At 37.5% G+C, this 15,722-nt stretch carries 9 protein-coding genes; 2 read left to right on the forward strand and 7 right to left on the reverse strand.

Annotated elements, in window-relative coordinates; genetic code table 11:
* Positions 1 to 22 precede the first annotated feature (22 nt).
* The 5 genes from DIT68_RS11490 to DIT68_RS11510 form a co-directional block, all read right to left on the reverse strand.
* Complete coding sequence (locus tag DIT68_RS11490) at positions 23 to 1,174, reverse strand: mechanosensitive ion channel family protein (protein ID WP_109359952.1); 1,152 nt, start codon at positions 1,172 to 1,174, stop codon at positions 23 to 25.
* Between the two features lie 9 nt (positions 1,175 to 1,183).
* A complete protein-coding gene (gene dnaG, locus DIT68_RS11495) occupies positions 1,184 to 3,211 on the reverse strand; it encodes a DNA primase (protein WP_109359953.1) in 2,028 nt (675 codons plus the stop codon).
* Between the two features lie 6 nt (positions 3,212 to 3,217).
* Positions 3,218 to 3,631, reverse strand: a complete 414-nt coding sequence (locus tag DIT68_RS11500; RefSeq protein WP_146194201.1) for a toxin-antitoxin system YwqK family antitoxin — start codon at positions 3,629 to 3,631, stop codon at positions 3,218 to 3,220.
* A gap of 174 nt (positions 3,632 to 3,805) precedes the next feature.
* A complete protein-coding gene (locus DIT68_RS11505) occupies positions 3,806 to 5,128 on the reverse strand; it encodes a 1-acyl-sn-glycerol-3-phosphate acyltransferase (protein WP_158276175.1) in 1,323 nt (440 codons plus the stop codon).
* A gap of 263 nt (positions 5,129 to 5,391) precedes the next feature.
* On the reverse strand, positions 5,392 to 6,915 hold the full coding sequence (locus DIT68_RS11510; RefSeq protein WP_109359956.1) for a tail fiber domain-containing protein: 1,524 nt from the start codon (positions 6,913 to 6,915) through the stop codon (positions 5,392 to 5,394).
* Between the two features lie 121 nt (positions 6,916 to 7,036).
* On the opposite strand from DIT68_RS11510, the gene DIT68_RS11515 reads away from it, so the two are divergent.
* Positions 7,037 to 12,151, forward strand: a complete 5,115-nt coding sequence (locus DIT68_RS11515) for an HYR-like domain-containing protein (protein WP_109359957.1) — start codon at positions 7,037 to 7,039, stop codon at positions 12,149 to 12,151.
* Positions 12,152 to 12,345: 194 nt separating this feature from the next.
* Here the strand turns inward: DIT68_RS11515 and DIT68_RS11520 are convergent, their stop codons facing one another.
* Together DIT68_RS11520 and DIT68_RS11525 are read right to left on the reverse strand one after the other, a co-directional pair.
* A complete protein-coding gene (locus DIT68_RS11520) occupies positions 12,346 to 13,392 on the reverse strand; it encodes a sensor histidine kinase (protein WP_109359958.1) in 1,047 nt (348 codons plus the stop codon).
* A complete protein-coding gene (locus DIT68_RS11525; protein WP_109359959.1) occupies positions 13,392 to 14,075 on the reverse strand; it encodes a response regulator transcription factor in 684 nt (227 codons plus the stop codon). The genes DIT68_RS11520 and DIT68_RS11525 overlap by 1 nt, the downstream gene beginning before the upstream one ends.
* A gap of 245 nt (positions 14,076 to 14,320) precedes the next feature.
* Here DIT68_RS11525 and DIT68_RS11530 point away from each other — a divergent pair, with 245 nt between their 5' ends.
* Entirely contained in the window at positions 14,321 to 15,532 is a 1,212-nt protein-coding gene (locus DIT68_RS11530; RefSeq protein ID WP_109359960.1) for a porin, read from the forward strand.
* Positions 15,533 to 15,722 lie beyond the last annotated feature (190 nt).

Consider the following 15,722-nt stretch of genomic DNA (forward strand, 5'->3'; position numbering starts at 1 on the left):
ATCAGCGTTACGAATCAGAGGCTTAGCCTTCAATTCCTTCTTTGGGTTTATCATAATCTGGTCTATCTTCTGGAGCCATGTGAATCGTCCTTTGAGGAAAAGGAATTTTAATACCATTCTGTTTAAATAAACGGTCTATTTCGAAACGTATTTCCGATTTATAGTATTCTGCAAACCACTTTTGATTGGCCCAAAAAAGCAGTTCCATTTCTAAAGCGTATTCTCCAAAATTCAAGATTCGTACTGTTACAGGTCGTTTCTTACTCACTTCTGGATGACTTAAGGCAGCTTGTTTTAAAAGTTTTTTCACCAATTCGGTGTCTGTTCCATACGCCACTCTCAGCGTGATATGAAAACGTGTATGTCCTGCGCTAAATGACCAGTTTTCTATTTGGTCTTGCGTGAGCAAAGAGTTGGGTATAATTAATGTATTTCCGTCGCGGGTTTCCACTTTTGTTGTACGCACATTTATTTTGAGAATTCGTCCTATAATTTCCTCTCCAGTTACTGGACTGAATAACCTCACAATATCTCCCACTTTTATGGTTCCTTCAAAAAGCAAAACAATTCCCGAAACCATATCTCGGAACATTCCTTGAAGACCTAAACCCAATGCCGCAAAGATAGCAGCAGAACCCACCAAAAGTCCACTTAAATCGGTGAAAACAACTTGTAGCGAAAAGAAAGTGGCCAGCACATAAATGATGTATTTTGCGAATTGAATGTAAACAAATCGCGTTCCCTCATCGAAGTTGTCATTGTCTTTAAATCTGCGATCGATAAAAAGTCTAAAAAGGTTAATTAGAAAACGTGAAATTGCAAAAACGAAAATAATGGTGAGTACATCCATCATGCTCAAATGGAACTGTTCATCGGCTAATTTTGGAACGATGTCATAACTCAAAAACTCTCTGATGGAAATTTCTTCATTTTCTAGTCGAAACGCCTGAAAACCGGCGATAAAAGCTCCAGCAATCAGCACTTGATTCAGTACCTTAAGAATAGTGATTCTTGTTCCCTTAATTTTGATGTTCGGCTTTTTTAAATGCCTTTTGAGCATTCTTTTTATGAACTTATTCAAAATAAGCGTTAGGGCTATAGTAACCAACCAGATCAATACAATCCAGAAGGATGCAGTGTAAGGACCTATTTTAAATTCGAAAAATAATAACATCTTACTAAATTAAACGATTATTCTGCCTAATTGATGTGCGAAGGAACTTTTTATTTTCTCAAGTAACATTTGTTCCTTTAGCAACTCCATCAATTTATCGCTTTCATCATTGCCTATTCCTTTTAGCTCCTCCTGAATATCTTGGATTCTTCGCATGACCACAGAGTTTTTGAAAGCATAAAGCGACTCCTTTACAGCTTGTGCCAATTTATGAATCTCTTCGGTTGTTTCTATTTTGTAGGTGTTTAACCACTGACGGCTTAATTCGTATCTGGGCGACAAAATATCTGTAACGAATTTCACTATCTCAGGGTCTTCATGTCTTAAAAAACGGGCTGCTTCATAGAAAATATTGTCCTTTAGTCCTTGCTGACACAATTGATAAATCTTTTGAAATAATGGATTATGAAATCCTAAATCATCTCGTTCCAATTCTGAAATAATTAACTCCGCAGCACTCACATCAATTGACTCTTGGGCATCACTTTCAGCCTCTCCTTCTATCTCAATGGCACGACTTCCATACAACACCAAAATGCGAATTAAATCTAACTCTTGATCATAGAAATGGCGTTTGTTTGGATCAACTTTTTTTATCGCTTCTCCCGGAAATTCTCCGAAAGCTTCCATGGGCATCTCTCCTTCGTCCTCATAGTTTGGTGCACTTACGGGTGAAGGTGAGGGAGAAGGAGAGGAAGGAGTTGTTCTTTTTCTCGGGTTATTCAGTGCTTTTCGGCGAATCGCATTGAGCTCGTTGAGTAAAGTTTCTTCTTTAAAGTCAAATTGTGCCGCCGTTTGTTTGAGGTAAACAGACCGTGTAATGCTGTCTGGAATTAAGGCAATGGAACCCACAATTTCCTTAATTAAACCAGCGCGCTGAATAGGGTCATTTTCTGTTCCTTTCAGCAGTACATCCGTTTTAAAACCAACAAAATCTTTTTGATTCTCAGCTAAATATTTTTTTAATTCATCTGTTCCCACACTTTTCGCAAAAGAATCAGGGTCTTCTCCTTCTGGAAAAAGGCAGACTTTAACCGTCATTCCTTCTTCCAAAAGCAAATCTATTCCTCGAAAAGATGCTTTGATTCCCGCAGGGTCACTATCGTAGAGAACAGTAATATTTTGCGTATACCGTTGAATTAATTTTATTTGCCCTTTCGTAAGTGAAGTTCCACTGCTGGACACCACGTTTTCAACCCCAGCTTGCGCCATGCTGATGACGTCTGTGTAACCTTCTACCAAAAAACAATTGTCTTGTTTAATGATTTCACTTTTGGCAAAATAAATTCCATAAAGCACCTTACTTTTGTCGTAAAGAATACTTTCTGGAGAGTTAAAATATTTGGCTGTTTTAGAATTGGTTTGGAGTGTTCTACCACCAAAACCCAGTACTTTTCCAGAAACGGAATGAATTGGAAACATAACCCTTCCGCTGAAAAAATCGAAGCGTCTATCATTACTGGTTTTTGTTAAACCAAGTTGTTCTAAATATTTTTGTTTGTACCCTTTTTCTATGGCCGTTTCAGTGAAAGACTTTTCATTTCTGGGACAATAACCCAATTGAAATTTATCGATAGTACTTTCTGTAAAACCTCTTTCTTTAAAATAAGAATAACCTATCGCCTTGCCTTCGGAGGAGCTTTTTATACTTTCTGCAAAGAAATCTCTGGCATAAGAATTAATTATCTGTAAACTTTCTCTTTCGGAAAGTTCTTGCTGCTCCTCTGGAGTTAAAGGCTTTTCTTCTGGTAATTGAATATTGTATTTGTCGGCCAACCAACGCAAGGCTTCGGGATAGCTGAACTGCTCCAATTCCATTAAAAAGGAAACCGCTGTTCCTCCTTTTCCCGTCGAAAAACATTTGAAAATTTGCTTGGCCGGACTTACCATAAAAGAAGGTGTTCGTTCCTCCGTAAATGGACTTAACCCTTTAAAATTTGATCCTGACTTTTTTAATTGCACATACTCACCAATCACCTCCTCGATGCGAGCGGTGTTCATGATTTCATCGATGATATGCGAAGGAATTCTAGACATTATAATTTACAGCTTAGAATAATCTTTAGTTTCGGTTAGCTGGCCTTCCTCGTTATAGAACTTCCAAACTCCTATAGGTTCGTCATTCAAATATTCACCTGAATAATGAACAGCTCCATTTGGATGCTTCACAATGGTATGTCCATCTTTCAAGCCATCCTTATAAACAACGATTGACAATTCTACGCCAAGTTCCGAAAAATATTTCCAAACCCCAACGCGCTCACCATCTTTGTTTTTTCTTCCTGTAATTTTCAATTGCTTATGCCCAGGATACCATTCCGTATACCTTCCATTATCGTCTTGTGAAACCAAAGGTCTTGTTTCCATCTTCACCTCTGGCCTTTTCGGTTTTTCGGCTTCATCAGCACAAGCTGACCAAACCATTAAAATTAACACTAAAAAAAAGTACTTTTTCATCATTTTACTGTTTCCGATTATTGTTTACAAAAATACGTTATTTATTGAATGAACTAAAGCTACATCCTATTTTGCTTAAAAAGCTAAGGTTAAAATGTTCTTTGTGAAAGTGATAATTTTCTAAAAGACACATAGCACTAACGAAACTTTCTCTATGGAAATAATTAGGGTATTCTAATCTTCGAATAATAACTCTTTGACCTGTTTTTTCTCGCTTTGTAATTCATGAAGCGCTTCTTTATGGTCTATCATCAAGAACATATATCTCCATTTATAACTAATATGGGTTAAATATTTAAAAAACCAGTAGGTAAACATTCCGATTAAAGGCATTAATAAAACATAAATAAGCATTAAACCCCATGAAAAGTCAAGTAGATAGTGCACTAAAAGAGCGAATCCTGTGTAGCTTAATGGGTATAGCACTATTCCTACAAGAATAGCCAATGGCGCATAATATTCAATATCTGTAGACAATTTAGGAACCAACCAATCGGTAAAAAGGTATTGCAAATAATTATGAATCAGACCAAAAATGGCCAAAGGAAGCGCAACTAAAATAAAAACAACAGAGGTGAAAATCTGTCTCAAAAAAAGTCTAGATCTGAATTTCCTATCTAGAAAATCGGCTCGAATTTTCATTTTCTCTAACTTCCAATCCATGGATTTAATGCGCTGCTTTAATTCATCTATTCTCCAAGGCTGAACCAACTTCAATTCATCTATTTTATTCTTTATCTCCTTGAGCTCACTCACTTGCCGTTGAACTCCTTTTTCATCTGAAGGAATGTATTTGGTATTCAGAACTTTATAAATATCATCCAATAACTCTTCTTCATCCTTGGTTTCTGTGGTAACCAATACTTTTTCTAATCTGTCTCTAAATTGATCTGTTAAACTGCGCACCGCTTTTCTCTTATCCTTTAAATACAGCTCGTAATGATCCATGACACCTCTGGGCTGGTCGATATCAATCAAAATATTACTTCTGAATTTTTCAGGTTGAGAATAATTAATTCCCACAGCAACAACTTGTAAATCTAGATTACTATCATTTAACCTTTCCGTTTCTAGGGCTATTCTTGCCGTACCAGTTTTCAACTCACGAAGAACCTTCTCTTTGTAGGATGTTCCTTCAGGAAAAATCACTAAAGTTTTTCCTTCGCTTAAGACCTTATAACATTCGCTTAAAGAATCATTATTATCTACGCCATCAGTTACGCCTTCACCTCTTCTATTGATGGGAATCATCTTTAAACTGCGCAGTAATTTCAATTTAAATTTCGAATCAAACAAAGTGGCTTTAGCCATGTAATAAATAGGCTGATTACATATCATACCAATTACCCAAGCATCCATTAAGGTATTTGGATGATTGGCAATTATGATCATTGGCTTCTTTCCGTTGGATAGATTCCCTCTGTTATTCACCCGTATTTCTTTGTAATACAAGCGAATTCCAACACCAATTATAAATTTTAATATGCGATAGAGCATGTGTTTTTTTTTGGACAAGTTAATGAAAAAAATAATTACACATGAATTAAGAATACTCTCAAAAATAGTCTCCATCAAAACATTGAACAAAGAGATAATGTAAGGACGATTCGCAATTGCCCCTTCTAAATCATCAAAGCAAAAACCCAAAAACAAAAAAACCTCCAAAAGCCAAAACTCACGGAGGTTTCTATTATGAAAAAATACAATTTAAAATTATCAATTATGCCACCCTATCGCGTTAAACACTAATAATTAATTATTTACCTAACAATCATCCGCTTAGACATAATCTCCTGTCCATTTCTTGTAAGTGAATAAATAAACATTCCTTTACCAATCTCAGATGCTAAAACTGTAACTTCTCCTTTGTTTTCGTTAATTGGATAATCCTTCACAAATCCTCCATTCAAGTTGAAAATAGTAATTGAAGCTTGATTAACCTCAGCCGCCAATTGATAACGAATCACCGTTCTATCATTAAAAGGATTCGGGATATTTTGTTCCATAGCGTAGTCTGAAACTTCACGACTGTCTTGAACTAGACTTTGTCTAATTTTGTCGTTGGCTTTGTATTCTGCTAATTCTTCGCTAACAGTTGTTAATTCCTCTCGAACTGATGCTATTTCATTAACTAGTTCCGTATTTAACTCTTGAATTCCTGCTGTTAAAACAGAGATTAAACCAGTGTAGTTAATGGCTTTGTAAGAAATATCAGAAGCTATTTTACCATTTTCGTCAAAAATTGGTTGAGTTACGTCTTTCGTCAATTCAGGGAATACCTCTGCCATTTCTTGCGAAATGAAACCGTGTTGGTTTGTCTCAGGAAGTGCGATACCGTCTGTTTTGTTATACGAGTAAGTTACTGGACGCAATTGGGAAATTCTTTCGAGTGCGCTTTTTTCATTATTGATATTGTTTTTCAATTTCTCGTCTGAGGGAAGAAAAGCCCCTGCTGTAGTGACAACATCTCCATTGAAATAACCTGCATGACGATTATTTCCAGATGCTTGAGCATCTCCATAAATTGCAGCACTAAACTGGGTGTTTGGATGTGTTTTTCCAAGAACTCCAATTGAGTTTTGTGAACTACTAGCGTCTACAAATATACCTGTTGAGCTTTGATTTCCATTAACTGCAATAATCATTCCTGTACCAAAATCCAAATGCTCCACTGTAATCTCCGCACCGATATTCGGCGCTCCTAGGCTCGTTTGATTTACACTTCTAATCGAAAAGCCTTTTTGACCGAACTGGGTATCAATACCAACCTTGGGAGAATCCGCCGGGTCGTCGCCAAATGGATTTGATGTATCGATGTTCTCTCCAAAATAAGTGTTTCCATTAAGCGGTGTCATTGAAGCCACTAAAATGTTAACCTGCGGATTATTCGGGCTACCAAAACCTCTCCCCACACGAAATTCTAGATTCCGAGCAGTTGAGCCCCCATTGTGAATCCATTGAATACGAGGTTTAGCTGGACTTGCATCTGTATAACCCGTCACAAATGCACTTTCCCTATACTGAAAGCGAGAGCCATAGAAAACTTGACTTCCAGCATCCACCTGACCTAATGACATCCATTGATTATTCAGACCAAAATCAAAATTAGATCCTTGATTAAGTTGAGTTATTGCTCCTGTTTTAAAACGAAATACCTCCTGAGTGCCTAGAGAAGATCCTAAAGACCCCATAACCTCAGTGATGCTGTTCTGACTTAGATTATTACTTTGACCAAAAGCAAACGGTATTGTAAATAAACTTGTGAATAAAAGTACTTTTTTCATAACATAATGATTTTGTGAAGTCTAAAGCTCATAAAAAAAAAACAGATATAACAAAATAAAAAACGACTATTTATAGTTTTTCCTTTTGCGAGTTCACCAAATTAATACTACATTTGAAGCTATGGGTGTAAATAAACACATACTTATTGGGCTAACGCTACTTGTATTATTGGTTTCAAACAAGCTTGTTGGGCAAGTCGTTATTAGCACACCTATCACGCTTTACCAACAATTCAATGGCAAATACGATTACACCGTAATTGGTAATACTCATAATACAGCAGATAATTGGCAGCTAAGTCCTCCTACTCCCTGTCAAATGTTAACAACGTCCTCTGCATCACTAAATTTATCAACTGGACAATCTGTGGTTGGCGCCTATTTGATTTGGAGCGGTATAGGTGACGGGACGGGAACAACTGTCTCTTTGAATGGCAATTCAATTTTCCCTGATATTTTAAATCTTGGAAATGCACAACCCCCTTTTTTCACATACTTTTCTGCTGTCAAAGACATCACAAGTTATGTTCAGAATTTTGGAAATGGTATTTACCAAATCTCGAATTTTGACTTGAATCCGATTATTAGTGGTTATTGTAGTAATTGGGTATACTATTCAGGATGGAACATAATTGTGGTATATTCTGATAACACCCTACCTAATAATCAATTAAATATTTATGACGGGTTTCAATTACTTTTTGGTAGTTCAAACAGCGCTATTACTTTCCCAATTAACAATCTAAATATAACAAACACCGTCAATGCTACCCTTTCATGTCTTTCTTGGAATGGAAGTCCTAATTTATTTTTTGGAGAATCATTTGCTATCAATGGAGACACCTTGAGTAACGCACAAAACCCTGCCAATAACCTTTTTAATGGCACAGATAGCTTTTCAGGAAGTAATATAAGTTGGAATAGAGACGTCGATAAATTTGATATTAGCAACTCTATCAATATTGGAGACTTATCAGCGACAATTGATGTAACTTCTCTATACCTGCGATTAATCTCCAACATCATTACCTCCATCCCCTCAGAACTCCCAGACGCCACAATCAATATAGACACCATCACCGGTCAAGACCTCTGCAACAACCAAAACCTATCAATAGATTTCAAAGTGCTAAACGTAAATTCCAACGACACTCTGCCTGCAGGAACTCCTGTTTCACTTTATGCCAACAACACTATTTTTTTAGGAACTGTTCTCACGCCCTCAGAAATTCTAATCGGAGACAGTTTAGCCATGTCGGCAAGTGTTACAATTCCTACAAATATTGCTAGTCCTTTTGATTTAAGCATTATCGCCAACCAAAACGCCACACAATTGGGTGTTGTTCCAGAAAGTAATTTAAACAATAATTCCGCAGATACAACCCTAAGTTTAATTCCAGTTTTGATTCCCATTTTTGATTCAATACCGCCAGTCTGTCAAGGAACAAATGTCGCTTTACCCACTACTTCTAATAACGGAATTTCTGGAATTTGGTCGCCTGTTTTTAATTCTCAAGCCACCACAACTTATAATTTTTCGCCTTCAAGTGCATTTTGTGCAGACACCATTCAAATCACGGTTCAAATCGTACCGCAAACTTTACCCACTTTCACTTTACCAGATTCTATTTGCATTAATGATGCATTGACTTTTCCTTTGGTTTCTAATAATGGAATTTCAGGCACTTGGTCGCCTGCTTTTGATAACCAAAACACTACAACTTATACTTTTACGCCAGATTCTTCGGGGGTTTCGGCGGGCTGTCCAGTAAGTTTTCAGCAATTAATTGAAGTTATTCCGCAAACTGTGCCTAGTTTTTCATTTTCTGATACGCTTTGTCCGAGTGCTGTTTTTACTTTGCCATCAATTTCTGACAATGGAATTTCAGGAACTTGGTCGCCAGTATTTGACAATCAAACAACAACGAATTACACTTTTACGCCAAATTTTAGTAATCTTTCAAATGGGTGCGCAGCGAGTACTTCAGAAACAATCACAATCAGTGATTTAATTAACCCAACAGGAACAGCGCCAGCGGATTTAGTTTTGCAGTGTGTTGGAGATGTTCCTGCCCCAGACATAAACGCAATCACAGACGAAGCCGACAATTGCACCACAAACCCAACAGTTACCTTTGTTTCTGATGTTTCAGATGGAAATACCTGCCCAGAAATCATCACTAGAACCTACAACATTGTAGATGACAATGGAAATAATATTGATGTCATTCAAACCATTACAATCAACGATGATACCTCTCCAACAGCAAGCAACATCTCCACAACCGTCCAATGTTTAACCGACGTTCCAGCCGTTGATATTTCAGTAGTTTCAGACGAGGCCGATAATTGCACCGCAAATCCAACAGTCGCTTTTGTTTCTGAAACAACAGACGGAAATTCATGTAACGGAGAAATCATCACAAGAATTTACAGCGTAACTGATGATTGCGGAAATAGCATAAATGTCACCCACACAATTTTAGTAGATTCCTACACGCCAAACTTTACCGTTTCAGGGCAAGGAACAACTTCATGTGATGGAAGTGATGGAACAATTACCCTTTCTGGACTTTCTCCAAACACATCTTATTTGATGAATTATGATGGCGGAACAACAAACGCTATCACCACAAACGCCGCTGGTGATTACGTAATCACTGGCTTACCTGCGGGTTCTTATACCAATTACACAGTAACAGATGCCGATTGTCCATCATGCACCACAACAGAAAATGTTTCGATAAACATCAATGACCCAACTGCCGCAGTGATTGGCGCGGGACCTGATGCAGAGTATTGCGAAGGAACAACGGTGATTTTAAATGCTTTTAATCCTGAAAATGCAAATATTACTTGGGATAATGGCGTAACGGATGGTCTTGGATTTGTGCCACCTGTAGGCGTTTCTTACTACACCGTAACTTCTGAAAGGGTAAACTGTTTTTCTTCTGACCAAGTGATGCTCACCGTATCGCCAGCAATTACAGACATTTCTTGTCCAGCGGATTTAACTACAACTTGCGCTATTTCAGAACAAGCGCCTTATGCTGATTTTAATGCATTTATCACCGCTGGAGGTTCAGCAACAATTCCCGTTGGTGGAGTTATTGATTCTGCTTCTTTTACTTTACTCAGCGAAGTTTCTGATGGAGTAATTTGCCCTGAAACAATCACAAGAACATATCAAATTGCAGATACTTGTGGCGTTGAGTTGACTTGCACGCAGCAAATTGTGATTAGCGAAATTACTCTTCCAACAGGAACAGCGCCAAATGATACAACGGTTCAATGTATTGGCGATGTTCCGCTGCCTGATGTGAATTTAATCACGGATGAAGCCGATAACTGCACGGCCATTCCAACAGTTACTTTTGTTTCTGATGTTTCCGATGGAAATACTTGTCCTGAAGTTATCACAAGAACTTACAACATTGAAGATAAATGTGGAAATAATATTGATGTTGTTCAAACGATTACCATTAACGATACTATTCTGCCAACAGCAAGTAATCCTGATACAATATTCGTAGATTGCTTGGCAGATGTTCCACTTCCAGATATTTCTGTGGTAACAGACGAAGCAGACAATTGCACGGCAAACCCAGCAGTGGCTTTCGTTTCAGAAAATTCAGATGGAAATACGTGTAACGGCGAAGAGTTAACGAGAGTTTACAGCGTAACCGACGATTGTGGAAATACGATTGATGTTACGCAAACAATTGTTGTTGAGGTGTTTGATCCAGTATTTACGCTTTCGAGCACAAATCCAACAACTTGCCAAGGAAACGAGGGAACAATTACAATTTCAGGATTAAATCCATCTTCTAATTATGAGATTACTTACAATAGCGGAACTCCTTTTTCTGTGACTACCGATATTAACGGAGAACACATCATCACAGGACTTATCGAAGGAACTTATACTGGTTTTACAGTAACCGAACTGCTGTGTTCAACGTGTAGTACAACAGAAAACATTTCTATCACTTTAACTGACCCAGTTCCACCAGTGGTAAGCGCAGGAACAGATATCGAAGCTTGCGAAAACTATACCATCACTTTAACGGCGTTTAATCCAGAAAACGCAAACATTTCTTGGAATAATGGCGTAAGCGATGGCGTTGGATTTGTTGCTCCTGTTGGAGTTTCTACTTACACCGTGACTGCGGAAAGAGTGAATTGTTTTTCAACGGATGATGTGCAAGTCACCGTAAATCCGCTTCCAATTGTAGATGCAGGACCTGACTTCACCGTTTGTGATGGCGATGAAACTACACTTTCTGGAAGTGGTGCAGCTACTTATGTTTGGGACAATGGAGTTGTTGATGGCGTTCCGTTTACACCGGGTTTAGGGCTTACTTACACCGTGGTTGGAACTTCAATTGATGGATGTGTAAACACAGACCAAGTGGATGTTGAAGTCATTACTTCACCAGACATTTCATTTACCACCAATAGAACGGTCGGTTGCGCCCCGCAAGAAATCAACTTCATTAGCACTTCACCAGGAGTTGGAAATCAGTGTCTTTTCACTATTAGCGATATTGGTCAAGTTTCGGGCTGCAACGTAAATTATGTTTTTGAAGAAGCGGGATGTTATGATGTCACGCTGCAAGTTGAACTTTCAAACGGCTGTATCGATGATTTTACAGTTTCAGATTACATTTGCATTGACGATTATCCAATTGCAGATTTCACAGTAAATCCAGAAGAAATCACCAACATTTACAACGCGGTAGAGTTCACCAACACATCTTCTGGAGCAACAGCTTATGAGTGGAATTTTGGAGATGAAAACATTTCAAACGACATCAACCCAACGCACGAATATTCGGTAAAGGCCATTAAAGAAAAAGCTATTTTTGATGTTCAACTCATTGCCACGAGCAACTTAGGTTGTCAAGATACTTTCAATTTAGATTTGCCCTTTTTCGAGGAATTGGTCTATTTTATTCCAAACTCATTCACGCCCGACAGAAACAAATTCAACGAGACATTCAAGCCCGTTTTCACCTCAGGATTTGATCCTTTAGACTACAAATTGCAAATCTACAACAGATGGGGAGAACTGATTTTTGAAAGCAATGACGCAAATTATGGTTGGGACGGCACTTATGGAGCGAGTAAGATAAAATTTGCCCCTGAAGGTGCTTATGTTTGGAAAATTAGCTATAAAAAATTGCGAAACGAAGAAAGCAAAGAGATCATTGGGAGTGTGAGCTTGTTGAGATAATCGGATCATCATCCCACCAAATATCATTGATCGAAGAGATAATGTAAGGACGATTTGTAAATCGTCCCCACCACATTATCAAAAAGAGATCATTAATCGAAGAGATAATGCAAGGGCGATTTGCAATCGTCCGCGCCCATCATCAAAGAATAATCCTCTTTAAAAAAGCACTCCTCATTATTTTTACACCACCATCAATTCCTACTACTCTTTTTCAAGGAAAAAGAAAACGTACTTCCCACTCCTATTTTACTCTTCACGGCAATGGTTTCGTTATGCGATTCTATGATGTGTTTACAAATGGCTAAACCCAGTCCTGAACCGCCTTCGTTTCTGTTTCTACTTTGTTCTACGCGGTAAAAGCGTTCGAACAAACGGGGAATATTTTTTTCTTCAATCCCTATTCCATTGTCCGCCACTTCGGTCATTAAGGTGTTGTTTATTTCATAAAACCGAATTGTAGTTTTACCGTTTTCTGATGAATAATTCAAAGAATTGGCAATTAAATTCGTGATTACTTGAGCTATTTTTGATTTATCGGCATTGACATAGATGGGCTCGTATCGCTCTGCCAATTTCACTTCCACTCCTTTCTCTTGGCTTCTTTCTTCAAACGAAAGTATAAGGTCCTTTGTTAAATCAACAATATCAAAAGCTTCTTTTTTAATTTCAACCCTGTTGACTTCCAGCTTCATGATTTGATCGAGGTCTTCTAAAATTTCAGACATTCGTTCCGTTGAGAAAGCGGCACGTTCTAAAAATTTACGGTTAACTTTTTCGTCTTCTAATCCACCTTCCAACAAAGTCAAAATATAACCTTGAATACTAAAAACTGGAGTTTTTAATTCATGGGCTAAGTTCCCCAAAAACTCTCGTCGAAACGCTGCTTGTTCTTTCAATTTAGCGATTTCAACTTTTCTTGCATTTGCCCAATCGACGGAAGCTTTAGCTGCTTCACCAATAGGATCCTGGCGCATTTCTATTTTTGGTTGGTCAACATTGATATTCGTTCCGTGGTCTATAATTCTAAAAATTAAATCTAAGCGTTCTTGAATATATTTCTTAAAGAAATAAAAGCTTAATCCGAAAGAAATCAAACCACTCAAGAGCGCAATAGCCAAAATATTTAAAAGGGGAAGAAAAGCAACATAACTTCGGTAAAGAAACAACAATACAACAAGTATAACTACTTGTGCTACTGCTCCAAAAAACACAATTTGTATTGGTTTAAGATTCTTCATTATGCGTTAAATGTGTAACCTACTCCTTTAATTGTCCGGATATAATTATCTCCAATTTTCTCTCGTAATTTTCGAATATGAACATCCACGGTTCTCTCTCCTACAATGGTGTCATCTCCCCAAACCTCGGCCAAAATTTGATCTCTATTGGACACAACACCTGGCCTTTTCATCAAGAAAGAAAGCAATTCGAATTCTTTTTTGGGTAAATATAACTCATCTCCTTTGAAAAGTAGAAGATAACGATCAGTATCTAAAATCAAATCTGGATTTATCTCAGCCTGCACCTCTGCAGTTACGCCTCCCCCTGCTCTGCGTAAAAGAGCTTCAATTCTGCTCAATAAAACCTTTGGACGAATGGGTTTATTGATATAATCATCTCCTCCGGCATTGAAACCCGCAATTTGTGAATAATCTTCGGCACGAGAAGTGAGGAAAGCAATGAGCGGTTGTGTCTCTAAATCTGTTGCTCTAATTGCTTCACAAACTTGAACACCGTCCATTTTGGGCATCATTACATCCAACAAAACTAAATCTGGTTTAATTCTCTGACATTCTTCCACCGCCTCTTGTCCATTCACAGCAGTTATCACTCGATAACCTTCTCTTTCTAAATTATAGGAAATCATTTCCAAGATATCCGGATCATCATCAGCAAAAAGTATTGTTGCTTTATTATTCATAGCTTTCTCTATTCTTTACAAAAGCAAAGTTAATCTCAAAAATCTGCTCCCGCATGAATTCTATTTTACTCTTAAGTTAACAAAAAGAGACCAATGTTAAGACATTATTAATTCCTAATTAAAATACTATGATTCAGATACGCAAACAGTATATTTGTCCACAAATTCAAAGTACATAGCTTCATAAAAGCATTAAAAACGAGTAGCTTAGTGGAGCTGTTTAATTGTTATCAATTATTTAATATATGTTTAAAATAAAATCCGTTCTTTTTCTAGCTTTCATCACATCACTTACCTTTTATGGCCAAACACAGGTAAAAGAATATAGCTTTGGTGATGGTTTTCGTTTCACCGCCAAAGATTCTACCCTTGGCGTAAAAGTATCGGCTCGTTTTCAAACTTTATTTTTAGGAAATTGGAGTATTCATAACGATGATTTTTCTGATGTAGGCCAATTTAATTCAAACTTCCTAATTCGAAGAGCAAGATTAAAGTTTGATGGATTTGCTTACTCACCTAAACTGACCTACAAAGTTGAATTAGGGCTTTCCAATCGCGACCTTAATCATGGTGGGCCTGAATATTATGGTGAGGGAGGAAATTTAGTGCTCGATGCCTACTTAAAATGGAACTTTTTCAAAGCTTTTTCAATAAAAGCAGGTCAATTTAAACTTCCAGGGAATAGAGAAAGAATTGTTTCCTCTGCAAATATGCAGTTTGTAGATCGTTCGGCTCTTAATAGCAAGTTCACTTTGGACCGTGATATTGGCGCGAGCTTGCATTATGACAAAGTTTTAGGAAAACAGTTTGGCTTGCACCTAACAGCAGCATTGTCGCAAGGTGAAGGACGAAATGTGACCATGGGAAACTTGGGAGGTTATAAATCTTCTTTTAAACTAGAAATAATGCCATTTGGAGCTTTTGCTAAAAAAGGTGCTTATATTGGTGCAGACATTTACCGTGAACAAAAACCTAAACTGGCCTTGGCTTTTATGTTTGATATCAATGGAAAAGCGGTAAGAAGCCGAGGAAATAGGGGCGAATTCTTATCTACCGATGCAATTTATAAAGATCTCTATACTGGCTTTATCGACTTCATGTTCAAATATAAAGGATTTTCTGCCATGGGTGAATACGCCATTAGAAGAACAGCCGATAACAATAGGTCTTTAGTAGACGCTGAGGGAAATTCTGTGGGAGCTTATGATTTTGGTTCTGCAATCAATTTACAGGCAGGCTATTTGTTTAAAAGTAACTATGAAATCGCTGCTAGATTTACAGAAGTATCCTCAATTCCTGGATTTTCTGGATCCCCAAACCAGATTTATTATACACTTGCAGCTTCCAAATACATTAAAAACCACAGTTTGAAGATTCAAACGGATGTGAGCTATATTGAAAATAGATTCTTTGACGATGCCTTGCAATGGCGAGTTCAAATTGAATTTGGGTTTTAACCTTATTTAGAATTGCCCCCCCTTACAAAAGCGATGCATTATGTGTCGCTTTTTTTTTGCGATCTAAATGACCAAATAAACAATCAGAAATAAAAAAACTAACTATCTGTACATCCTCCATTAAACAAATTAGCGACAATTCTTAAGGTTCATAAGTTAACTATCATTCCAGCCAAGATAGAATTCCAGC

Source organism: Brumimicrobium oceani, from assembly GCF_003143775.1.
Lineage (GTDB): Bacteria > Bacteroidota > Bacteroidia > Flavobacteriales_D > Crocinitomicaceae > Brumimicrobium > Brumimicrobium oceani.